Origin of the sequence: Flavobacterium sp. 1355, assembly GCF_017833415.1 — a bacterium.
Classification (GTDB): Bacteria; Bacteroidota; Bacteroidia; order Flavobacteriales; family Flavobacteriaceae; genus Flavobacterium.
The window spans coordinates 1-25,689 of the sequence record NZ_JAFICC010000017.1; the positions used below are offsets into that span (position 1 = coordinate 1).

The following is a 25,689-nucleotide window of genomic DNA, read 5'->3' on the forward strand; positions in this document are numbered from 1 at the left end:
CTTCAAAAGCTCTATAGGGGTCATATAAAATTCTTAGATTGCAAAGTTCTTGTTTTATTTTGACATTTCCTCCCCAAGCTTTGTGCTTCATCCATTTTGTGCTTTCTATAATTCATATGTTTGATAGAATTATATCATTCTGATATTAGATATCAATTTTTATGGGATAAAAAAAATCTCTCATGAAGTTTCACAAAATGTCAAATTAAGGTATAAGAAATATTGGATTGGTATTACCTATTATTCATAATAATTAGATTCTCTTAGTAGATTACTAAATCTTAGCTTGTGTGAATTGATTTAAATTTTGTTATTGTTAACATCATGAATAAATTCGATTACGCCTGACATGAATATTTTTTGATCATCCCACATTGCTAAGTGGCTTCCATTTGGGCAATATAAATATCTTCCCTTCTTTACTAATTTGCTTTGTTGTTCCATTGCTTTGGGGTCCATTGTATCGTATTTTGCACCAATCATTAGAGTTGGAATTTTGATTTCATTTAATCGGTTTTTTATATCCCATTTTGCTAAGCGTCCACTAATTCCAAATTCACTAGGCCCTTGCATTAAGGTGTAGATTTCTCCATTTATATGTTTGCTAGCGCGATTTAATCCATCTGGCCATTCTTCCAAACGGCATAAATATTTTTTGTAAAAATTAGGAATAAGAAGCTCCATGTATCTTGGGTTATTAAAATCTTTTTTAGCTTCTAAAGTTCTAATTTCTGCAAGGACTTCCGGATTCATCTGTTTTGCCAGAACTTCATCAGCATATTTTCCATATTCAGGAGCGCTTGCCACCATGTTTGATACTATTAATCCTTTTAAGTTTTTTTGATGTTTTAGTGCATATTCCATAGCTAAAATTCCTCCCCACGAATTTCCTAACACGTAAAAATTACTGCTATCAGCTCCAATGGCTTTACGGACTTGTTCAACTTCATTAACAAATCTTTCTGTAGTCCATAGGCTACTGTCTTTTGGCTGATCGCTGTAGTATGATCCTAATTGATCATATTCATAGAATTCAAAACCTTCTCTTTGGAAGAACGTTTCAAAACATTCCATATATTCATGCGTCATCGCCGGACCACCATGCAATAGCAAAATTTTTATTTTTGGATTGTTCCCAAAACGTTTAGTCCACACTTTAAAATTCCCAATAGGAGTTTTAATAGGTATCATTTTTACACCAGCTGATTCTATATTGGTATTTTCTTTATAAGTGAAATATTTTGAAAGAGTTTCAGGCTTATTTTCTTTTTGACAGGAAATGGTCAACAGGAGTAATAAAATGATTGGAATAATACGCATATTTAGAATTATAAGTTATTGAATGATTTAAAATTACACTTTTTTATGAATTAATAACATGAATTACGTCGAAGTGAATTTAATAATTTGTAATTATTTCTCTCATAATTAAATTGTTATTGATTAATTTAAAACATAACTATTATTTCTTGAAAAAAGGCAATAATAATTGTATGCTTTTTTAATATTAAATAAGTTTTTTCTTATTTTTTGTTTTGTAGAATTTTGTGATATATTTTAAATTGTTTTAATATTACGTATGCTTTATTTTATGAAAATTTGCTTGTTAGTTAATTTTTAATATTATTTTTGTTTTTTTTTAACATGGAAATAATTACAGTTAATGGCTAAAATTAAATTTTATTTATTCTTTTTACTATTTATATCATTATCGTATTCTCAAACGAAACATGCTACAGTCATGGTCAATGCCAGAGCGCAAAAAGATAAAATTTTAATTCGATGGGCTATTAATTCTCCGATCGAGTGGCAAAAAGCTAACAAAAAAGGATTTATCATTACCAGATCGACAGTTTTAAGAGATGGTGTTGTTTTATCAAAACCTGAAAAAATGCTTCTGACACCAAAACCATTGCTGCCAGAACCTTTAGATTCGTGGCTGGATGTGGTGCAGAAAGATAACAATGCAGCCATTATAGCACAATCACTTTATGGTGATAGCTTTGAGGTCACTGCTGCCAAAGAAGGAGATTTGTCTAAAATAGTAAATATGGCAGATGAAATAAATCAACGTTATACTTTTGCTTTGTATGCGGCCGATATGAGTTTTTCTTCAGCATTAAAAGCAGGATGGGGATATATAGATGAAAATGTAAAAAAAAATGAGGTATATGCTTATCAGGTAAGTGTTTTTGAAAGTCCAAAGGTTAAGGAGTCATCTTATATGATTGGTTTAAAGGATTATAGTGCCCTGCCTGCGCCAACCGATTTCATTGCTATTCCTGATGATAAAAAAGTTTTACTATCCTGGGACTATGAGACTTTTAAAAGGATTTATACTTCCTATATGGTAGAAAAATCTACAGATGGAATTAATTTTAGCCCTATTGCAACTACACCTTTAGTAAACCTAAATGATAAAGATGAACATCCGTCTAAAACTATGTATTATATTGATACCCTTAGTGTAAATGAAAAAGTCTATCATTATAGGTTATATGGAATAACTTCATTTGGCGAAAAAGGAGAATTGACAAAAACTATTACAGCGACGGGCGTTTCTGCTATTGTTACACCTGCGAGGCTGGTAGATTATAATATTATAAATTCAAATGAAGTTAATTTAGAATGGGATTACCCTAAAGAGTCAGAAAGTTTTATTCAGGGTTATGAAATTAACTTAGCAGATAATGATAAGGGACCTTATAAGGTTGTTACTAAAATTATTCCTCCGTCTGAAAGGAAGCTTAATTATAAGGAAAATCTATTTCCATCAAATTATTTTACAATATCTGTTGTTGGCAAAAATAATCAGCGACTGACCTCTCAAAGTATGTTGGTTCAGCCTGTAGATTCTATACCCCCTGCAATACCAGTAGGACTTGAAGGTATAATTGATAGTCTTGGAGTGGTGCGGTTGAAATGGAAGCCAAACCAGGAAAAAGATCTGCGGGGATACAGAATTTTGAAGGCTAATAATACAGGTGAAGAATTTGTAGATATTTACCATCAATCTTATGTAGGGAATAACTATCAGGACAGTGTAAGCCTGAAAATGACCAATAGCAAGGTTTATTACAGAATTGCTGCCGAAGACATGCGATTTAATATTTCTGATCCATCTGAGATATTAGTTTTAGATAAACCAGATAAAATACCTCCGGCTGCACCTATTTTTAAAGATTACGATAACAAAGATGGTAAGGTAAAATTAAAATGGATTAGAAGTTATAGTGAAGATGTGGTAGGATATAGCCTTAGAAGGAGAGAAAAAGGACAGGAAAAATGGATTGAGATTAAACAGATAAATGATACGATTCAGGAATATACTGATGATAGGGTAGAAAATAAAAAAATATATCAGTATGCGATTTTGGCTAAAGATAAAAGTAATCTTTGGTCTTCATTGGATCATTCTACAATCACTGTTAATGTATTGGATTTTACTCCGGTTAAAATTATTAATTTTTTACAAGGATTGCCTGATAGGGAAAACAAAAAAATAATTCTCTCTTGGGATTATGTGAAAAATAAAAGTAAAATTTTGGGAGTAAGTATCTATAAAAATACAAAAGGCACGCCACCAACATTGTGGCGAGAATTAAATAATGATGTTTTTACTTTAGAAGATAAGAATTTAAAAATTAACCAGGAATACGAATATCATTTCGTTCCAAATTTAGAAAGTGATACTCCTGCAAGAGCAGAGACATTAACAGTTATATATTAAGCCTATGAAAAAAATATACTTATTAATCATTTTATTGGTTTCAACATTTGGTTTTGCTCAGGGCATTGGTAAATATAATGTTAGTATGAATATTACCGATATTGACGTTAAGAAAAGTATCTCCGGAAATTGCGGAAGCCGCTTAGAGTCATGGTTAGATTACAGTAATCCAGGTGTTGCCGATGATAACTTTTTTTATCAGCCAGTTGGTGACGGACAGGATCTTCCCAACACTTGGACAACCAGTTTTCCGAGTACAAAAAAGTTAACAAGAATTAAGTATTATTCGGCAGGTAGAAAATGGCATGGGGGATTTAATTCAGGTTGTAAAAATGACAACACTAGTACTGAATACATGAATGTTTCTTATGGGGTTACAGAATATTATACTCAAAACTATTTTACTTTTGTTTTTGACTTAAGAGCCACCCTCAAAATTCTTCCTGATCTTCATATACAATTGTTGGGTATAACTGGAAATATGAGTGATATTTTACCAACAACAGACAGAATTACAATTAAATCAGATACAGGCTTCTTAACTTCTGAATATAATTGGCAATATTCACTTACACCGCTTGATCCATCAAGTTGGGTGAGCCTGCCACAATTTAATGCAGCAAGTATATCTGTAAATGCAATTGATGTATTACAAGTATTAGATGGAACAAGTCATGGTAAAAAAGTATCTTTTAGGCAAGTTGCTTACAATGGTGCAGCAGTTTCAAATATAGTTACTTACACTGTACGTTTATCTGCACCAAGAGTCGATTCGGCAACACCAACTCAGCCTACTTGCAGTGACACAAATGACGGATCAATAAAGGTTGTATTTAATAGAACCCTATATCCGGGAGAACAATTAAACTATACCTTACTTGATGCTACCACAAATACCCCTACAAGTTATAATGGTGTATTGTCTATTGGAGCAGACAAATCCTTTGTAATTTCAAATTTACGAAAAGGAAATTATATGCTACAGTTGGTAGGCTTTAAAGATGGTCTAAGTACCTCCACAGATGCAGACAGATATGACTTGAAACCTTTTCAAATAAGTTCTCCACCTATATTAGATTTTGCATTAAACGCAACAAATGTTAAGTGTTTTGGTGGTCAGGATGGAACGATAACTATAACACCAACTGGGGGAACACGTAATGTTTTAGGTAATGATTATTATTCATTAGATGATGGCGCTAACTGGACACCCTTTCCAAACAATATGCCGCACACTATTACTGGATTAACACCTGGTACATACAAAGTGAAGGTAAAAGATATGAATGGATGTGTTGCTAAAATTCAAACACAAATAAATGGTGAAATTCAACTTGGTGACGATAAAGTGCTGGAAACAACACTGTCACAACCAACATCACCTTTAGCAGTAGAATATACATTTAAAAAAGATCCAACTTTTTACCAGGCTGTTAACGGAAAAATAGTAGCTTCAGTATCTGGAGGAACTATTAATGATGATAAAACTTATGAATATGAATGGAAAAACAGTAGTGGGGTTATTTTACCAACAACCGCACAATATAATTCTGTTGATAAAACATTTAATATTACGTTAGAAAATGTTCCTTTCGGCGAATATAAACTAACGGTAAAGGATAAAAATTATAATGATGCTACAAATAAAGCTGGTTGTTCTATTATTGAATCATCGCAAATTTTAACACAACCTGATCCAATTGTAATTACGATACAAGAAACGCAGGCTATTTCTTGTAACACAGAAAACCATGACCCTGTTTTAGGAAATTTAGATAAACTATCTGATGGAATTTTAAAAGCAACAGTAAGCGGTGGTGTACAATTTACCGGATCTGCAAATAATGGGCTTCCTTATAAATTTATCTGGTCAAAATATAATACCGTAACAAATGTTTGGGATGAATTAACGGATAAAACAACAGAAACTGCCGGGAATCTTTCACAAGGAAATTATTCTTTGAATGTCGTAGATGCTAACGGAATTGTACAAGGAACTTATAATTCTACAGATTTAGAAACTGCAATATCAACAACCAAAGAAATTTTGGAACCGGCAAAACTTGAATTATCATTCGTTTCTGGAAATGTTTCCTGCCACGCCGGCAACAACGGATGGGCAACAGCAACAGTCATTGGTGGTACAGGTTCATATACTTACACTTGGTATAATACAAATGGAGGAACAGTCGATGAAAATAAAATATCTAATTTAACTGCCGGAACGTATAGCATTGAAGTTACCGACAAAAATGGTTGTTTTATCAAAGGAGATATAGAAATTACAGAACCATTATTGCCTGTAAATATTGATTATGAAGAAATTTTTACGCCTACTTTTTTCGGTGCGACTAATGGTAGAATTATAGCAAAGATAACAGGCGGAACATCAAATGATGATAATTCATATAATTATGAATGGAAAAATTCTGCAGGAGTAGTGCAAATTGCAACGACTGAATTAAAAGATGGAGTTTTTACAATTACATTAAATGGAGTTCCGGCAGATGATTATTTTTTAACTATAAAGGATAAAAATTATAACGAAGCAACAAATCAAATTACCAACTGTTCGGTATTACAATCAAAAGTAACCCTTAATCAGCCAGACCCATTAAAAGTTGTGTTTGAAGTGGTTCGTACTATTTCTTGTAATACAAGTAACGAATTTGGTAATGATGCAGATACAACTCCAATTGATGGCCAGCGTGATGAGTCACAGGACGGTATCTTAGTTGCTCATGTTACTGGAGGTACCCCTTTGGCATCTTCTGCAAACAATGGATTACCTTACTATTTTTATTGGAAAAAACAGCAAACAGATGGTTCATGGGTCAATTTGTCAAACATTCAGGGAGAAACGGCATCGAATCTTTCTCACGGAAATTATTCTTTGAATATAAAAGACAGAAACGGAATCATGTTAGGAACATATGTTAATAATGTACTTACAGAAGAAATTGATGTTACCCAATTTATGCAGGAACCTCCAAAATTATCAGTAACTATTACTCATGGTGATGTTTTTTGTAATGATGGAAATGATGGCTGGGCTACGGCAAACGTTGTAGGAGGCACACCACCTTATGATTATAAATGGTCAAATGATGTTGCGACTGATCAGAATAATTTCATAAAAGCAGGTGAATATTGGGTATTTGTTACAGATGATAAAGGCTGTACAACACAAGAAAGTGTAATTATTACAGAACCGGCAACACCACTTAGTATTACATATAAGGAGATTCTTAATCCTAGCTTTTATAAAGCAACTAATGGACGAATTGTTGTTGAAGTTGTAGGTGGAACTATTTTTCCTGATAATTCATATTGGTTCGAATGGAAAAACAGTAAAGGAATAATTCAAACTACAACAACCACTAATTTTAATAATGGAATATATACAATCACTTTAGACGGACTTCCTGAAGATAATTACAGCCTGACAGTTCATGATGCTAATTATGATGCTGCAACAAATAAATCGAGCTGTACGGTAGTTAATTCTATTACAACTTTAGATGATCCGGACCCTCTTGAAGTTACTTTTGAAGTCGTTCGTACTATTTCGTGCAACGTGAGTAATGAATTTGGAAATGAGACAGATGCCACTCCTTTAGATAATCAAAGAGATGAATCTCAGGATGGAATTTTAGTCGCTCATGTTAAAGGAGGAATTCAGTTACAGGCAGATAAAAATAATGGATTACCATATTATTATACCTGGAAAAAGCAACAAAAAGATGGTTCTTGGGTATTGTGGAACGATAAAGACGAAACTGCTGAATACATATCTGAGGGGACTTATGCTTTAAATATTGAAGATGCAAACGGAATAAAACTGGGTACATATGTAAATAATGTTTTGGTCAAAGAAATTGATATGACCTATTACATGCCAGAGCCTGCAAAATTAAGTGTAAGCTTTACTAAGTTGGATGTAGGATGTACCACAGGTGATGACGGTTGGGCTGAGGCACACGTTTCCGGCGGAACTCCACCATACACTTATCAATGGACAAATGGAGAAACAACGGCGAAAATAGAAAACATTACAACAAATAATTACTTTGTGATCGTAACCGATGCAAAAGGATGTATTACTCAGGGAAGTATTTTCGTTGGAGATCCAAATGGAATATTTACTACTGAAATAGTTAAAAATCCTATTTGTTCTCAAGGGAATGATGGATCAATAGAACTAAATGTTACAGGAGGAAACTCACCTTTCAGCTATTTATGGAATACTGGAGCTACAACTAAGGATTTAAACAATCTTGCAGCAGGGAATTACGAAGTTTCAATTACTTGTCCGGATTGTTGTGTATATAAAAAGAGATTTGTTTTAAAAGATCCGGAAGCTATTATAGTTGATCTTGGTTCAGACAGAACATTGTGTAATGACCAAAATTTGGATCTTGATGCTACAATTACAGATCAAAAAGCACAATACAGCTGGACTTCTACTAATGGTTTTTCCTCAAATGAAGCCAAAGTAAATGTATCAAAAGCAGGAACATACCATGTAAAGGTAACGTCAGCTTTGGGATGTATTAGTGAAGATGAAATTATAATAAAAACCAGTCGGGCAATAATTAGTTCTGAGTTTCTATTAAGTTCACAGGCTTATTTAGACGAAGAAGTAATTTTAATCAACACCAGTAACCCGTTTGGAGAAAGTACTAATTGGGTAATTCCTGATGGAGTGAAAATTGTCGAGCAAAAGGAAAAATACATAACATTAAAATTTAATGCTACAGGTGTTTATACAATTGGTTTGCAGCAAACGCAAGGCGAATGTTATGCAACATATACTAAAAATATTACTGTAGAAGAACGAAGTACATTGCCAAATACAGGTAGTACATCTCAGTTTATTTTAGATTTTATAGTAAGTCCAAACCCGAGTGATGGGAATTTTAAAGCATTTATAAATTTAGAGAATGTAAGTGCAATAAATTTAAGACTCTTTTCAACCACAGGACAAGATACAATGATTCAGAAAAAAGAATCAGGAAAGAAAACATATGAAATAGATTTTGATACCTCATTAGGATCTGGAATTTATGTTTTAGTATTAGAGACGGGACAACAAACATTGGTTAAAAAAATTATCATCTATTAAAAAATGAAGAACTTTTTCAATAATAAAATTTTAGTTGTTCTATTTCTGTTTTTTTGTGTTGCCGGATATGCACAATTATATCCAGTCCAGTTAACACCAGTATTTAATAGTCCGTATAGTGTCAAAATATCAGATTATGCGACTAGTATGGATACTAAAATGCAGCTGATTATTAATCCGACAGATATTTCAATATCTCAAAGACAAGTACGACTGAAACTGTATATACAAGGAAACGGGCTTAATATACAAAGTACTGATTATGTACAAGGTCAGCGTCCAATTTTTATAAATGGAGGTGAATTACAAACACTTACTAACACAGATATCGCAGCCCTTTTTAGATTAGAAAATCTACAGGGAATTTCTCCGGCGCAATACGCGAATGCTTTGCCCGAAGGAATGTACAATTTCTGTTTTGAGATGTATGATTTTGTAACCAACCAAAAGATATCTCAAAAAAGTTGTGCCAGTTTATATTTGATATTAAACGATCCTCCACTACTAAATACACCACAGCGAAACGAACAAATTGCTTCGACAGAATTTCCAAATATTTTATTTACCTGGACACCGCGTCAGATAAATGCAACCAACATATCGTATAAATTTGAGCTAAAACAGCTAATTGATCCAACACTAGATCCTCAGTTTGCATTTCAAATGTCTCCCATTTTATATGAAGAAACACTTTTTGGAACAGCATTACTATACAATTTAAGTATGCCAATTCTTACTCCGGGTATGCGATATGCATGGCGGGTAAAAGCAATTTCGACAACAGGACTTTCAGAAAATGCCGTATTTAAAAATGATGGATACAGTGAGATTTATTCTTTTAAATATACAGCTTCCTGTGCTGCTCCAACTTTTCTGTTAAGTGAATCCCAGAGTTCCAAAAGCGTAAAAATCACTTGGGAGGGAATACCGGAACATACCCGTTTTCAGGTACAATACAAAAAGCAAGATGTGCGCAATGCACAATGGTTTTCAGCATACAGCTTAAACACACAAAGCTTAATAACGAATTTAGAACCAGGTGTTACCTATCAGTTTAGAGTTGGCTCAAGCTGTGATCCCGTAACAGAAGGCGTTCAGTCGTTTACATACTCCGGAGTCAGTACGTTTACTACAACGACAGATACAAATGGCGTTCCTGCTTATAATTGTGGTATTGTTCCTCAAATAAATATTCAGAATCAAAAACCGCTTACAAACTTAATTCAAAGCGAAACATTCAAAGCCGGAGATTTTCCGGTAACGATTTTAGAACTTAAAGGCGAAAACAGTCCATATTCAGGAAAAGGCTACATCATTGTACCTTATCTGGCTGATACTAAAATTGCAGTTGAGTTTAATAATATCGTGATCAATACCGATTATCAATTGATTAGCGGTGTTGTAGAGACGAGTTACAATCCCGATTGGAAAAACGTTACAGACACAGAAGATTTTACCGGCGAAGGTCAGGGCGGACAAATCGAAGAAACTGTTCCGTTTGAAGTTGATAAAATTATAATCAATCCAAATGGAGATATTGTAGTTAGCGGTAAAGACGGTGAACAGGTAACCATTCCGGGAGGAAAAGATACTGTAATTACAGACAGCAAAGGAAATACTTATAACATAGATAAAGATGGAAACGGAAGTAACGAACCTACAATAGCTGCAGCCGGAGGAAAACCAACACCCGAGAATACCGATGGTGTAGATAAAAACGGTCAGGCTACCGAATTTACGGCCAAAGGAATTACAATTGCTTTTTCGGGCAATGGAAGTAAATATGCTTTTGATGTAATGCCAGACAATGCTTCTTCAGCTTTAAAAACATTGTATAAAAAAGTAGGAAATGCAGCACTGCCGTATAAGGCCGTTATAAATGGGGATACAGATACCTTACTGGGTACAGTAACTGTTACCGACGCCAATATAAAATTAGACAGTATAGTCTTCAAAACTCAGAATGGAGCTAATATTGATTTTGACAGAAATGATAAAGTATTTGTCATAAAGGTAAAAGGAAGCCTGAGTTATGCAGAAGAGGAAATATTGGCAACTATAAAACAAGGCAATAAATGGAAAGTTATTGGAGCCTTTATGCTTGTACACATTTCGCCAAAAGATGTCAATGTTGCGCTGGTGCCTACAGATGAAGTTTCGCAGAAAAAACTTGACAGTATTATTACCAAAACACAAACGATTTATAATAAAATTGGTGTAAAAATAAACTTCACAAAGAAGGATATTCTAAACATCGATGGAGTAGTTTCTGGAAATACAATTCAGACAGAAAAAAACACACTTACTTCGACTTACAGTACAGAGCAGCAAAATATAAATAGTTTGTACCAGTCAACGGAGTCAAGTTATGTGCTTTTTGTTACAGATAAGGCTTCAAGTACAGGACAACAGGGTTATATGCGATTGAACGGACAGTTTGGTTATGTTTTTCAATCAGATTTACCAAAAACACCGGCACATGAATTAGGTCACGGAATCTTTAAATTAGAACATCCTTTTGAGGTTTATAAAACAGCGGAAAAAAGTACTGATTTGTTGATGGACTACAGTGAGGGAACTATTTTAAACCATCAGGACTGGAAACAGATTAATGATCCTGCATTTAAGTTGTATGCGTTTCAAGGTCAGGCCAGCGGGGAGTTCGCAGGTGGTTATGTTGTAAGTCCAGATTACAAAATCTTTACTATTGGATCAGATCGTACAAAAGTTGATAAGAACACCTATTCAAGTAGTGATGTTGCTGCAAATGATGGAACCTTACCTGGGTTTAAATTATCAGGAAATCTTTATTGGTGGAAAGGTGATAAATATGGAAATGATGAGGGCGATTATCCAATAACAGATGTTTCAGGTAAGCTGAATTCGATTAAAGATAAATGGTTGTATTTATTTTTTGATAAGGACAAAGAATGTGGATACACAACTTATGTAACAGTTAAAATTGCAGATTTTTTAGCAAGTGGAAAATCACTTAAAAATTTTATTAATCAATATATTAACTCCAAGAATAAAAAAGCAGTTGCATGTAATGATGCAAGTGCACAGGATTGGAGTGAAACTAAAGGAACATCTGGAGGAAGCCAGGGACTATTTGTTAAGAATTTAATTAAAGGAGAAGTTAAAAAAGAAGTTCTGGACAAATTAGAAGCCTTGATGTCTGGAAATTCAAAAAACTGGATCACAGGACAGGCTCATCAGATAAAAGGTCATATACTTTTAACGGCAGAAGCAGAACAAACCAACAGAGTTGTATATAAGGATAACAGTTTTTATGTAGATAATGTAAAGGAAGAGATAAAACCTGACGAAATCGTATTTTGGCTCGAATATAGTAAAGAAGGTAAAATCAGAGTTAAACAAATTATCTCTGGAAGTAGTTTCGATGAAAATATTTCTGTTGCCCTAAAATCTTGGGAATCAAGTTTAGACTGGAAACAAAAAACATTGTTTGAAAAATTAATAGCAATTGGTTATCAATCTGTCGACGGATATTTTACGGCATACTATGACATGTTTGATATGTTGAGTAGTGGAATAAGTAAAGTCAAGATTAAACCTTCGGTGTATGATTGTACTGATAAAGATTATAATGATATTTATGCCACAGTATTTAGTTATATCTCTTTGTCAGCTGTTGTTCATGATATTATTGCCGATAAGCTGGCTGATGCCTATCCGGAGTTCGATAAAGTATTTGCAAAAGGAACCCCAAGCCAAATTCAATTTGCATTATTCTGTGGAATGTATAATGGGCTTATTGATGTTGTAAAATCGGTTCCTGATTTAGCTAAATTGCTGATTTCTCCATTATCATCTAAAGGAAGAGAAGCAAATAGTAAGTTCTTAACTCAAATAGAAGAAATGGAAATGTTTGAGAAAGACGCTAATGGAAAAGAAGTACTTATTTATGGAAAAGGATTGAGTTTTGGCAAAGTATGGTATTTATTAAAAGAAGGTGTTGTCGGTCAATTTGATTCACAAAAGCCTTGTGTGGGAGCTGAATTTGTTGGGTCTATTGTAGGGCCAATAATTGTGATGTGTATTGGAGATGTTGAGGCAGGTGCCGGAATAATGAGTAAAGTAGCATCAACAACTTTTAAGGCACTACAGTTATGTGACAAACTTACTGATCCGTTCAGATACATAGGAATGTCATTTAGATTTGTTAAAGGAGTATCTGGAAAAGTGGGTATTGTAATAAAAAATGCTACCAGTGATGTAATAACTCAACTAGATAATGGTTTATTTCGAATAAAAGTTATTGTTAATAATACCGAGCTGCCAAATCTGGAGATGTCGTTTGAAGAGGTTAATCGATTAGTAATGGCCGGAGCAGACGGAATGGATTATCCAATAAACGGCGTTAACCAACGTATAAAATTAAGTGTAAGCCCGGGCTCAATTGGTTCTTCTAATCTTAGCACTCTTTCTGCACAAATTTTCGGAACAGCCAATGAACAACTATTGAAACGTCTTACTGATTTAGGTGCTGATCCAGCAAGTCTAGAGAGAGTATTGACTGTTTTGGGTAAAACAGTACAAAATGGTGAAAAACTAGCAAAGTTTTTAGAAAGCAATAGTTTTAGCGACGTATACCAGCTTAGAATGTTTGTTGATGACATAGGGAAAGCACCGTCATTATTTAAAAATTTCATAGATAATCCTAAACTTTTGCAGGCGTGGAAATTTATTTCAAATAGGTCTCAAATGCGTATTGACGAAAGTATTTTAGAGGCGACTGCTAAAATGCTTAAGAACAACTCTAAATATGTTGAGGATAATATAGGTAAAATTCAAAAAATTTATGACAAATTAGCAGCAGCGGGAGCTAGATGTAAAACTTGTCCAACAAAAGGAACAAATGAAGGATTAAAACACCTTGATGAAATTATTGATGATTTGGATTTTGCTATTACAAATTATAAAGATAAAAATGGTTTTGACAAACTGCTTACTGAAATGGCTGCTCATAGCAATAAAGCTGACGGAGGTGCATTTATGTTACAATATCTAAAAAATAAAGGAGCAAAATTTGCGAGCAAAGTACAAGAATTTGAGAGCTTCTACCTAAGCGGAGAAAGATTTGAAGCTGATATAAAATTGTTTGACGGAGTTACAAAATTGGTAGAATTTAAAAGTTTTGCTAAAAGTAGTTGGGAAGCTTTTGGAGGCACAAGCAGTTTGAATCAATTAAAAGGATATATAAAGAGCGGGGAAGTTTTTGAATATGTTGCTAATAAAACAAAACTTTTAAATGATGGAGTAGCGGATCCTCTCAAATTTGTAAAAGAGCAGTTTCAGAGAGTGTTTAAGAAAGATGATTATGCTATGTTTGAAGAATTTTGGAATAACCCGACTTGGAAGGACAAATTGTGGAAATCTTCAGAATTTCCAAATTTAACAAAGCAGAATGCTAAGTTAGTATTTAAGAACTGGGTTGATAAAGGAGATGATTCTCTTTTTAAATTTATAAATGTTGAGTAATAATTATGAAGATAATAAATAATATTGATAATGTTAAAAGAGTCAAAGTATATGATAAAAATTTTTACTACTGTAAAAATTCTCAATTATATACCGATGAGAATGAAGTTTTAATAGAGAATTTAGAATGTCAATCTTTTTGGCAAAAAGATAATTTTATATTTTTTCACAATAATGACGGTGATTATCAATTGCTTAATTTAGAAGAGAAGCTAATTAAAGGGTTAAATTATTCTCCTTATCTTTTTACCACAAACAATAAAAAAGTCTACGCTAATTACGATCATACTTATAATTTTAATTCTAACACTTTTGATTGGAAGATAGGTCTTTTTAATATAGAAGATGGAAAACAAATACAAGCCTTTGAGAATTTTAATAATTGCAATTTTATATTACAAGATGATGAAATAATAATAGGGTTCAATAAAGATAAATACATTTCAGGCTTTAGCAATGTCCAAAACATTGAGCTATGGAACTTTTCTTTATCTAAGATAGAGGCTATCTCAAATGGCGTTGAAACTGATATGGAGACGGAATTTCTGTCTTTTATAGGTGTTTATAAAAAAGCACTATGGATATTAGTAACAAATCGTAAAATAATTGGACTTGATGTAGAAAAGGGAATTTTGCTACATGAAATTAATCTATGTAAAGAACTAGGCTTAATTCCAGATACAATTGAAAATTTTAATTTTTCAATTAAGGATGTTCATTTAGATGAGGAAAAAGGTGTGATTAAAAGTTTGTCTTATCGATATTACTGGGAAATGAATCTGGACACTTTAAAAATTGAAATCAAAAAAGATTTTGGAGAAAACCCAAAAGAATCCTGGCGTATAAATAGGAGTAAATACTATTCTGGAGACAAGAATCTTTATTTTATTGGTGCTAACAAAGGGGAAGTCGTTAATAGAGCAGTTGGGATTTTTGATACAGAAAAACTAGAAGTAGTTTGGTATGATGCCCCACTAGAGGAGAAAAAATATTTGTTTTTTACGGATGTTCCTCAAACTAATAATAAATTATTGGGTGTATTAGATAGTGAAAATAATTTGCGAATTTATGAAAGTGATTATAATTAAGATTGTAAAATTCATCAAGCGTGAACAAAACATACATGGGTATGTTTTTTATGATAGTAATTTTTCTTTCTGTGAAATGCTATGATACATATCACAATGTAAAGATATATTTGAAGAAATGAAGATAAGTTGAATAGAAATAAATATAATGAAAAATAAAAATTCACATATAAGGAAATATATTTTAACCCTATTCACTGTGTTAATAAGCACATGCATTTACGCGCAAAAAATAAAAATTGATAAAGGAGAAATAAAGCTGGACGAAAAAACAATTGGTTATGTAGAAGGTAAAAAACCTCTTTTTAAAATTTATAATTTAGATAAAAGTGTTGCGATTACAGCAGAATTAAAAAATGTTCCTAATGCTGAATCATTAACGCTGCCATGGATAGAAATTAAAAATGAAACAACCGGAAAAGCCAACGAAATAGAATTCAAGAGCAGAAAGTTTAGTGCATTCAATTATGACAGAAGTATTATTTACGAATTATTAGAACGAAATTTTATAACTGCCGACGGTTTAAATGTTGAAGCATTAAATAGTTTTATCAATGGAGAATCAACCGGAATTTCTGCAAACCGTTTAGGAATTCAAAACGATGTAGAAAACGCAAATATTGTGGCTGATACCTATCAATTAGCGATAGGTGATAATGGTGTTATTTATAGTATAAAAGCACAAAATCCAGATCCGAATGATAAAATAATTGGTTATATCCAAATGACTTCTCCATCTGCAAATGGCGAGTTGAAATATGAAGTTGGGGATTTAGATAACAAATTAGTAGCAACATGGTTTGCGAAAGGCGGCACTTATTCGGGGTATGATAAACTTTTAAATCAGGAGCTAATCACCTATGATAATAAGGTTTTAAAAGCAGCTTTTGATAACAGAGGTAATCCGACAGGATATCAAATGAGTAAAGATATCACAGCCATGAATATTGTTAGGGTTTTGGTAGCCAATGGTTATACGTTGGGAAGCCAGTATTCAAAAAGAGAAAATAAATAGCATGAGAATTAAAATAAAATAATGAAAAAAACTTTACTATTACTCTTATTTATTGTTATTAGTTCTTGTTATGAGGAAACCTCTATAGCTATAGAGGGTGATTTTACGACTTCGTTTGTTAACGAAGACGAATCAATACCAGTTATTGTTAAAATAAATAATAACACTACCGGAGCAGATAAATATGAATGGACATTTGAAGGAGGGAATCCGTCAACATCAGCGCTAAAAAATCCGGGTGAAATACTATACAATAAACAAGGAAGTTATACCATAACATTAGTAGCTACAAATGCAGACGGTGAACGTAATGAGTTCACTAAAACCGTTATAATAAAAGATGGAATCAAAATTGAGTTTACCCATGAAATAATAAAAAGCAATTATTCTCCCGTTGAAGTTATATTAAAAAACACAACAATCGGAGAAGGATTAACTTTTGAATGGGAATTTCAGGATGGTGCGCCAGCTACTTTTACAGGAAAGACACCTCCAAATGTTGTTTTCACAACTCCGGGCGATCATACAATCACTTTAACTGTTTCAAATGGTTTCGAATCAGACAAGCAGACTCAGACCGTAACCGTTGCTTCTAATTTGGTTAGTTTGTTTTCCTATGTGCCAAAGTTTGAAGATGATGATTATGAAGATCCGGTTACAATAGATTTTACCAACAAGTCCGTGAGTGCGACAAGTTATAAATGGACTTTTGAGAATGGAAATCCGGCAACGTCAACAGAGGAGAATCCGACAGTTGTTTTCACAGGTGCCGGAAATCATGAAGTTGTTTTAGAAGCCTTTAATGATAAAACAAGTCAAATTTTTAAATCAACAATTACAGTTTTGCCAGATACCAATCTGCGTATTTTAACCAATATCAAACTTGGGATAAACTCAGCACATAACAATAATAATATTGGTGCTATGTTCTCTACGGTAACACGTGAGGTTTATAAAGCAAATGAAATTAACGATCAGAACAGCAGCTTAATAGATATCGTTTTTCAGGGGCTAAACAGCAATTTTACCTACAATAAATTTATATCACCGGACCAGGCTAATAATTTTGGTTTTTTAGCATTACAAAATGCGCAAAGTACCATTTTTGTAAATTCTCAAAACTTGTGCAATTGTGGTTTGAATTTTACCGAATCACAGTTTGATGCGATGGTAAATGACACGCCTATAAAATCTTTAAACATAAATTATACAGCGGCAGGTGCACAGGAATTTGGTTTTACTTATCCGAGAATCATTTTATTTAAAACACAAGACGGACGAAAAGGAGCCATCAAAATTAAGGATATGGTAAAGAACGGAACAAGTTCTTATATTTTATGTGACATCAAAGTTCAAAAACAATAACCATAAATGGAGAGAGAAAATAAGAAAATCTTGCTTTGGTTATGCGTAGTTTTTGTCTGTTGTATATGCAGAACAGCATATGCTCAGGATGTGGATTTAGAGAATTTTTATAAACCGAATTTTAAAGTTACGGGTAACGTGAATGCAAATATGATGTATTATACTTCTAACATGCAAAATGAGCGTGAACCCTTTACGTATTTACTTTCGGGAAATTTAAATATTAGCGCTTTTAATTTTAGTGTACCGTTATTTTACAGTATTACCAATCAGGGAAATAACCTGGGTTACACAGCTCCGTTTGATTTTAACAGATTAAGTATTATGCCAAAATATAAATGGGTAAAAGCGTATATCGGAAATGTAAGTATGACTTTTTCACCATATACCTTAAGTGGTTTTCCTTTTAAAGGAGTTGGGTTAGAGCTTACTCCGAGAAGCCCTTTTAAAATAAGTTTAATGGGCGGGCAGTTACTTAAAGCCGTTTCTGAAGAAGAAGCTTTAGGCGGGATTCCTGTTTATGAACGTTTCGGTTACGGGGCAAAAATTGGTTTTGAACAACAGAGATATAAAATCGGCTGGATAGGTTTTTATGCCAAAGACAATATAAATTCATTAAATATGGTGAATGATAAAGGAGTTACACCAAAAGAAAATTTTGTAAATAGTTTGATCTTTAGCACATCCATAATAAAAAATTTAAACCTGAATGTAGAATATGCTTTATCTGTTATGACAGATGACACACGAGCAGGCAGGATTTCGGGAGGAAGTTTCAGGGATAAATTATTTTCAAGTAAGGAAAGCACAAGTTTCTTAAACGCATTAAATGTAAATTTCGACTATAACATTCAAAAAAGTATAGTAGGAATTACCTACGAACGTATTGATCCAAATTACAATACATTGGGAGCCTTATACTTTAATAATGATTTAGAAAACATTGCCTTGCGTTTTTCACGCCCTTTTTATCAGGACAGAATTACGGTATCTACCAGTTTAGGATTCCAGAGAGATGATCTCGAAAAAGTAAAAAAACAAGATACAAAAAGAGTTGTTGGTTCTATTAACATGAACTACAGAGTGACAGACCAAATTAATATTACAGGTAGTTATTCAAATTTCTCAACGTATACAAATAAAAAATTAGACCAGTTTGAACTTATAAACAATCCAAATGTGGTGCAGTCAGACACTTTAGATTACAGGCAACTATCACAAAATGCCAATGTAAATATGTCTTATTCTTTTGGACAAAAACGAAATCAAAACTTAAATTTTAACTACAGCATTGCCGGTCAGGCAAATGAACAAGGAGGAGTAATACGCAGAGGACAGGCAAGTACAGTTCAAAACTATAATGTGGCGCATTCCATAAATTTTATCGAGACAAAAATCGGTTTAAACAGTTCACTTAATTACACCAGTAATCAGGTTAGTCAAAATAATAGCTCTTCGGTTGGAGCATCAGTTGGGGCATCAAAGAAATTATTTAAGGATAAGTTAAATACGAATTTTGGAGTATTATATAATAATTCTCAGGCAAATACAAATTCGAGTTCTGTTTTTGGAATTAAGTTTAACAATAGTTATATGCTTCTGGAAAAGCATAATTTTAATATGAGTGTGATTTCAATGTTCAGAAGCAGTTCAAATGCTAAAAAACTCAATGATTTAAATGCTACATTAAATTATTCATATTCCCTTGATAAAATAAAATTACCAGCCAAAAAAGAACCAAAAAAAGAAAAAGAGATAGTTTTAGATCCTGTTATAAAAATACAGCATAAAGACAAGACTTATGAAGGAACCCGAAACGAACTTATAAAACAGTTTCAGGAACTCCAGCTTAAGTTACAGCCGATTCCAAAAGAAGATCAGGATGATTTACAGCATTTGCTAACCCTTATGACTCTAACTCCGGACGAGGTTACCTTTAAGGAAAAGGCTAAAAATTATTTAGACGCTTATGATCTAAATAACGACATACTAAATAAATACAACGGCTATATTCTCGAAACTGTTAAAAGCTTAGAAGAAGAAATGAGCCGTAAAGATCAGGGGTTTGAAAATGATTATGTTATGGCTCTGGGAAGAGTAAATAAACATAAAATGCACGGAGTAAACGAACAAGATGTAACGAACAAGACAAGTTATAATTCGTATTTAAAATTGGTGGAACGAAAAAATAAAAAGCTGCAGCCTTTATTAGTTCATCGATGGATGCTGAATGAAGTTTCAATACTTGCCAATACACCTGTTGACGAAATTCCTAAAAATGAAAACCTTTCCCGTTTTAATAGCCAGGAGTTAAATCAATTTTTCAAAATGATGAAAGATAAAAAAACTGATGCAGAAGTAGTTGAAGAATTAAAAATCAAATTAATTCCGTTTTATCACGACTTAGCACTTAAAAACGTTAAAGATGACGAAGTTGAATTCAAATATTTAAAAAATAATTAACGATCAATAAAAGTATAACTCTTTGTATTTGAACCTGGATTCTACAGATCGTTTTAAAAAGTTACTATGCTTTATTTTACAAAAAAACATGATTTTTTGCTTATGAAAAACTTTTACAAATTGCATTTATCGGTATTATTTACCATGCTGTCGGTTATTTTTTCCTACAGTCAGGATATTGCACCGCCAAAAGAATTAGGTGCAGCATCTAGTGCTATCGAAAAAATAGAAGCATCTGACCGCTGGGTTGATAAGTTTTCCAATCAGGATTTGGTTGAATTGCCAATCGGAATCCGTAAAACGGTAAGTAACGTTCAGTATTCTATAGGGATTACAAAAGCTGTTTTTTCGCCAGAATATACTACGCTGACTGTTTTTTGTAGAGTAGATATCCCGCAAAAAGACAAAAACGGACAGCCAATGCAATTATTTTTTGGTGCCGATAATGTAAAATTATCGCATCAGGGAGGTATTATGGGCGAAGCCAAACTAGTTTTGCTGGGTAATGTAGACATACCGTTTAGTGAAAATAAATGGCAGGTCTCCTTATACGGTGGTTTTGATATGGCAACAGGAAAAGTCAATGATTTGACTTATGTTACAATTGACTGTGATGGTTTTAAGGAAATGAAAATTACTGGCGCAGTCGAGTTTTCAAGAAACCTGATATTGCCAATTGATCCGGTAACCAAAACAGTAGACGAAGCAAAAACAACAGTTCCTAAAACATATTATAACGGAAAAACCGTTCAGATACCAAACAGAGTCAGAGGTGATTTTAGTTTTATGGCAAGCAGCTGGAATGATATTCTGGTAAATGTAAGCCTGCAGCCCTTTACTCTAAAAGACAAACGCAACGGAAAAGATTTTGATGGTAACTTTCAGTTTTTAGTCAGTAATGCGGTATTGGATCTAAGTGATTTAAAAAATGATCCAACAGTTGTTTTTCCGGAGTATTATACAAAAAATGCACTTTTAGTACCAAGCCAGGAAGCATGGAAAGGAGTATTTATTCAGACATTTGATGTAGGACTTCCAAAAGAATTTCAGACAACCGATACAGCTTCCGGTAAAGAAAGAATTCACGTAGGAGCGCAAAACCTTATTGTTGATAAATATGGCGTTTCTGGAACTTTTTATGCAGACAATGTTTTTCCTTTAGACCGTGGTATAACCAGTCAGGAAAAATCGTGGGCATACTCATTAGACCATATCGACGTCACAATAGCCGCAAATACTTTTGTAAAAGCAAATTTAAGCGGTCAGATTCTTTTGCCAATAACTAAAGCAGCACAAGAGAAAAAAGAAACCACAACAGCGGCAGCAGGTACAACAACACCAGCTGCAGCCGCCACTACAGCTACTGCAACGACGCCTCCTAAACCGGCTCAGACCAATAGAGCAGGTTTAACCTATAATGGATTTATATCCATGCAGGAACAGCAATTGGTTGTAGTTACAAAAGACTCTATTGCTTTTGATATTTGGAAAGCAAAAGCTTTGCTGTTGCCTAATAGTTCTGTTGAATTAAAATTAGTAAATGGAAAATTTTTACCCAAAGCCAATTTAAACGGGTCAGTTTCTTTCGGAACCAATAAAGGAGCATCTGATGATAAGGAAGTAGAAGGAAAAAAGACAGTTGACTTTAAGGGGATAACCTTTGAGAATCTTCAGTTACAAACCGTTTCCCCTATTATTTCTGTTCGCAATATGGGATATAAAGGAACTGTCGCCTTTGGTAATTTTCCTGTTTCAATTGGTAACATAAACGTAGCCATTAACGGAGATAACTCCCGAATTGATTTTGATTTAGGAATCAATCTGATGGAAAGTGTAGGAGCCGGAGCCACTGCCCGAATCGGGATAAAAGGCAAAATGTATGATGATGGTTACAGGCAGCGAAGCAGGTACGACGGTCTGGATTTATCAGCCATTAATATTGATTGCAAATTTAGCGGATTAACGATCAAAGGAGGTTTGATCTTAATGGAAAAAGACCCTGTATATGGAAATGGGTTTAATGCTGATCTTGAAGTCGATGTTGCCGGTGTAGTCAATGTAAAAGCAAAAGCTATTTTTGGAAAAACCACTTTTAGATATTGGTATTTTGATGCCGCAGTAAAATGGCCCCCAACCCCAGCACCATTTATGATTAATGGTTTTGGTGGAGGAGCATATTATAAAATGCACAGAAACCCAGACATCGCTATTGGAGATTTCTCTCCGTCCGGATTAAGTTATACTCCCGATGAAAAAGTAAATTTAGGGGTCAAAGCCTTAATTTATTTTCATGTTGGTTCTGAAACCGTTTGTGACGGTGAAGCCGGATTCGAAATTGCATTTAATTCTAAAGGAGGAGTAAACAGATTAGCCATTTTTGGTAAAGCAAATGTTATGGCTAAGATACCAGGGCTTAAAAGCGTTACAGACCTGATGGGAAAAGTGGCTTCTGATGTTACTGCAAAGAAAAGCTTTATGGGAGTAACAGAAAGTGATCTAAAAGGCTCTTTTGCCAGCAAATATATTCCGGAAGCAAAAGAAGCAATTCCGGGAGACTTATCTGCGGCAGTAGGAATAAGAATGGCAGCAGCAATAGAATTTGATTTTCAAAACAAATCGCTGCATGCTACAACAGATGTATATATAAATACACCAGGAAATTTCCTTTCAGGAACAGGACCTGGAGGAAGAGCAGTCTGGGGAGTTTTTCATAAAGATCCAAAAGACTGGTACATGTATATGGGAACACCAGATGACAGATGCGGAATAAAAATAGGAGTAGCGGGAATGTACCTAAAAACTACAAGTTACTTTATGGCAGGAACACTACTTCCCGGAAGTCCGCCGCCGCCAGCAATAGTATCGCAAATTTTGGGTGTTGATGCCAAAGAACTGGATTATATGCGTGATGAAAATGCATTGGCAAACGGTGGAGGTTTAGCTTTTGGAGCCAGTTTAGATTTTGATACTGGAGATTTAAGTTTCTTGCTTTTCTACGCCCGTTTTCAGGCAGGAATGGGATTTGATATCATGCTAAAAGATTATCAGGAAGCCAGATGTTCTAATACGGGAGATCAGGTAGGAATAAATGGCTGGTATGCGAACGGGCAATCATACGCATACCTGCAAGGAGAGTTAGGTATTAGAGTTAAATTATCATTTTTAAAATTTAAAGTACCGATTATTTCAGGAGGTGCTGCCGTTTTATTACAGGCAAAATTGCCTAATCCGGTCTGGATGCGAGGTTATGTGGCTGGAAATATGAATATTTTGGGAGGATTGATAAAAGGAAAATTCCGTTTTAAATTTGAACTGGGAGAAGAATGTCAATTTGAAAATGCTTCACCGTTAGGAGGTCTTAAACTAATAACCGACGTAACCCCGAAACAAAGTGCAACAGATGTAGATGTTTTTGCCGTACCGCAAGCAGCTTTCTCAATGAAAGTAAATGAAGCATTTGTAATACCAGAAGATTCAGGAGATGTGACTTACAAAGTAATACTTGAAAAGTTTAAGGTTCTTGACGGAACAAAAGAAATACCGGGAGTTTTTGAATGGAGTTTTATGAAGGATAAGGTAAACTTTGTTTCAACAGATATTTTACCTCCAAACAAAGAACTGAAAGTACAGGTTGAGGTTAGTTTTCAAAAAATGGTAAATGGAACTTTTGAACCTATAAAAGTAGACGGAAAAATAGCTACAGAATACGAAGAAAGATTATTTACAACAGGAGGTGCTCCGGATCATATACCATTAACCAATATTAAATATGCATACCCCGTTGTAGATCAGAAATATTTCTTTGAAGAAGAATATCCAAAAGGTTATATTCAGCTTAAACGAGGTCAGGATTATCTGTTTGAAGATGCAAATTGGGAAACAAATATCAAAGTAACCGAAGAAGGAACCTCTAATGTAAAAGCAACAGCCTTTAATTACAGTACAGGTTCAAATGAAGTATCATATGATTTGCCAAATATTGATCAGGAAAAGAAATACAATTTTATGATAGTAAGTAATCTGAAGCAAAATTCTGCAACAAATACTAGTGCTGGAACAAAAACAAATACCATCAGTACTGAAGGCAATGATATTCAGATTAGAGAAAATCAGGCTGATGAAATGTCTAAAGCAGAAGGCAGTATTGAGCGTTTATCGTACGCATTTGATACAAGTAAATACAAAACATTCACCTCTAAAATGAATGCAATCAATACTCAAAGCCACAATTTTGGAGTTTTGTATTCAGATGTTATTTACTTAACCAACACCATTTCAAGCCAGGAAGCATTTGATATGACAGAGCTAAACGGAGCAACATATAGTGATAATAAAGCACTGATTACGGCAGAATCTAAGCTAAACGATGAATATTATGCAACAGATATTTTTCCTTATCTTTATAAAGAGTATCCTTTAAACGGCATTTATTCTATAAGCAACAGAGACACAAACGAATTAGGAGTGATTCCGGCCAAAGCTATACCACTAAATGCCTATTACATGACCAGTATAGAGAATAATGTAAACCAGGCATGGACAAAAGAAAATTTTCCGTTTAAATATAATATGCCATTGCTATACAAACAGGATTGGGTTGATTTAAACAATCAGGTTATTAACGCTTATGTTAACGGTGATGTAAGTGTTGGAGCAATTGCGAACCGTTTTGTAAATAGTAACTTCCTTTTTATGCGATACGGAAACTATGAAATAGTAATGAAGTATAACTTACCAGGAGATAAACAGGCACGCGAGTTTACCTATAAGTTTAAAAACAATAATAATTTTAGATAGTTCTTAAAAATAATAATGATGATTTGGCCCCGATTAATTGAATAGCTATTCAATTAATCGGGGCCAATTTTTTTCTATAAAATGACTATTCTTATCATTCATTTAATGAAAAGCTGCTCTTTCTGTAAAAAAATTTCCTTCAAAAGCAGTTTGCACCGCTAAAATTTCTCTTGTGGTTTAAAAAAAATCTTACGCAATCAAATAAGGTCGTTAGTTGCTAACTGTTTTGTTTTTAGAGCCTTAAAATTGTTGAATTAATTTACTTAACATTTTTTTTGCAAAAAAGGCGATTAAACTTTTTCGATTAATATTTTTAATATACTTTTGTTCTATCAAATTAGTAGAATTTAAACTAATTAAAAGCAAAATTAAATTCTTCCAATTTCAAATTAGAACAAATTTTAATAAATAAAGAAACCTTTTTTCAAGGCAAAATTTCATAAAGACGAATCATATTATAATAATCCAAAATAAATAGAAATGAAAAGACGAATGTGTATGTAAATAAAAAAACCATTCCTGCTCGAACAGAAATGGTATAGCTTAAAAAAGAAATTGTGCATCTCGATAAGGAAGCGAGAATGGAAATCCATTTTCGGGT

9 protein-coding genes are annotated in these 25,689 nt (G+C 33.5%); 8 read left to right on the forward strand and 1 reads right to left on the reverse strand.

Translation table 11 applies throughout. From position 1 onward, the window contains the following. Window positions 1-300: 300 nt before the first annotated feature. A complete protein-coding gene (locus JOD96_RS19545) occupies window positions 301-1,320 on the reverse strand; it encodes a proline iminopeptidase-family hydrolase (protein WP_209565894.1) in 1,020 nt (339 codons plus the stop codon). 343 nt (window positions 1,321-1,663) lie between these two features. Here JOD96_RS19545 and JOD96_RS19550 point away from each other — a divergent pair, with 343 nt between their 5' ends. From JOD96_RS19550 to JOD96_RS19585, 8 genes are all read left to right on the forward strand, one after another. Further along, window positions 1,664-3,730 (forward strand): fibronectin type III domain-containing protein, encoded by a 2,067-nt coding sequence (locus JOD96_RS19550; RefSeq protein ID WP_209565895.1) that lies wholly within the window; start codon window positions 1,664-1,666, stop codon window positions 3,728-3,730. Window positions 3,731-3,734: 4 nt separating this feature from the next. Then, a complete protein-coding gene (locus JOD96_RS19555) occupies window positions 3,735-8,855 on the forward strand; it encodes a T9SS type A sorting domain-containing protein (RefSeq protein WP_209565896.1) in 5,121 nt (1,706 codons plus the stop codon). 3 nt (window positions 8,856-8,858) lie between these two features. After that, complete coding sequence (locus JOD96_RS19560) at window positions 8,859-14,360, forward strand: fibronectin type III domain-containing protein (RefSeq protein ID WP_209565897.1); 5,502 nt, start codon at window positions 8,859-8,861, stop codon at window positions 14,358-14,360. A gap of 5 nt (window positions 14,361-14,365) precedes the next feature. Continuing rightward, window positions 14,366-15,448: a hypothetical protein gene (locus tag JOD96_RS19565; RefSeq protein WP_209565898.1), complete on the forward strand. Its 1,083-nt coding sequence runs from the start codon at window positions 14,366-14,368 to the stop codon at window positions 15,446-15,448. 199 nt (window positions 15,449-15,647) lie between these two features. After that, window positions 15,648-16,463: a hypothetical protein gene (locus tag JOD96_RS19570; RefSeq protein ID WP_209565899.1), complete on the forward strand. Its 816-nt coding sequence runs from the start codon at window positions 15,648-15,650 to the stop codon at window positions 16,461-16,463. Window positions 16,464-16,484: 21 nt separating this feature from the next. After that, window positions 16,485-17,828 carry a PKD domain-containing protein gene (locus JOD96_RS19575; RefSeq protein WP_209565900.1) on the forward strand — a complete coding sequence of 448 codons (1,344 nt, stop codon included), beginning with the start codon at window positions 16,485-16,487 and terminating at the stop codon, window positions 17,826-17,828. A 6-nt stretch (window positions 17,829-17,834) separates the two neighbouring features. Continuing rightward, window positions 17,835-20,291, forward strand: a complete 2,457-nt coding sequence (locus tag JOD96_RS19580) for a hypothetical protein (protein WP_209565901.1) — start codon at window positions 17,835-17,837, stop codon at window positions 20,289-20,291. Window positions 20,292-20,393: 102 nt separating this feature from the next. Further along, on the forward strand, window positions 20,394-25,088 hold the full coding sequence (locus JOD96_RS19585) for a hypothetical protein (protein ID WP_245188455.1): 4,695 nt from the start codon (window positions 20,394-20,396) through the stop codon (window positions 25,086-25,088). The last annotated feature ends 601 nt before the right edge of the window (window positions 25,089-25,689 follow it).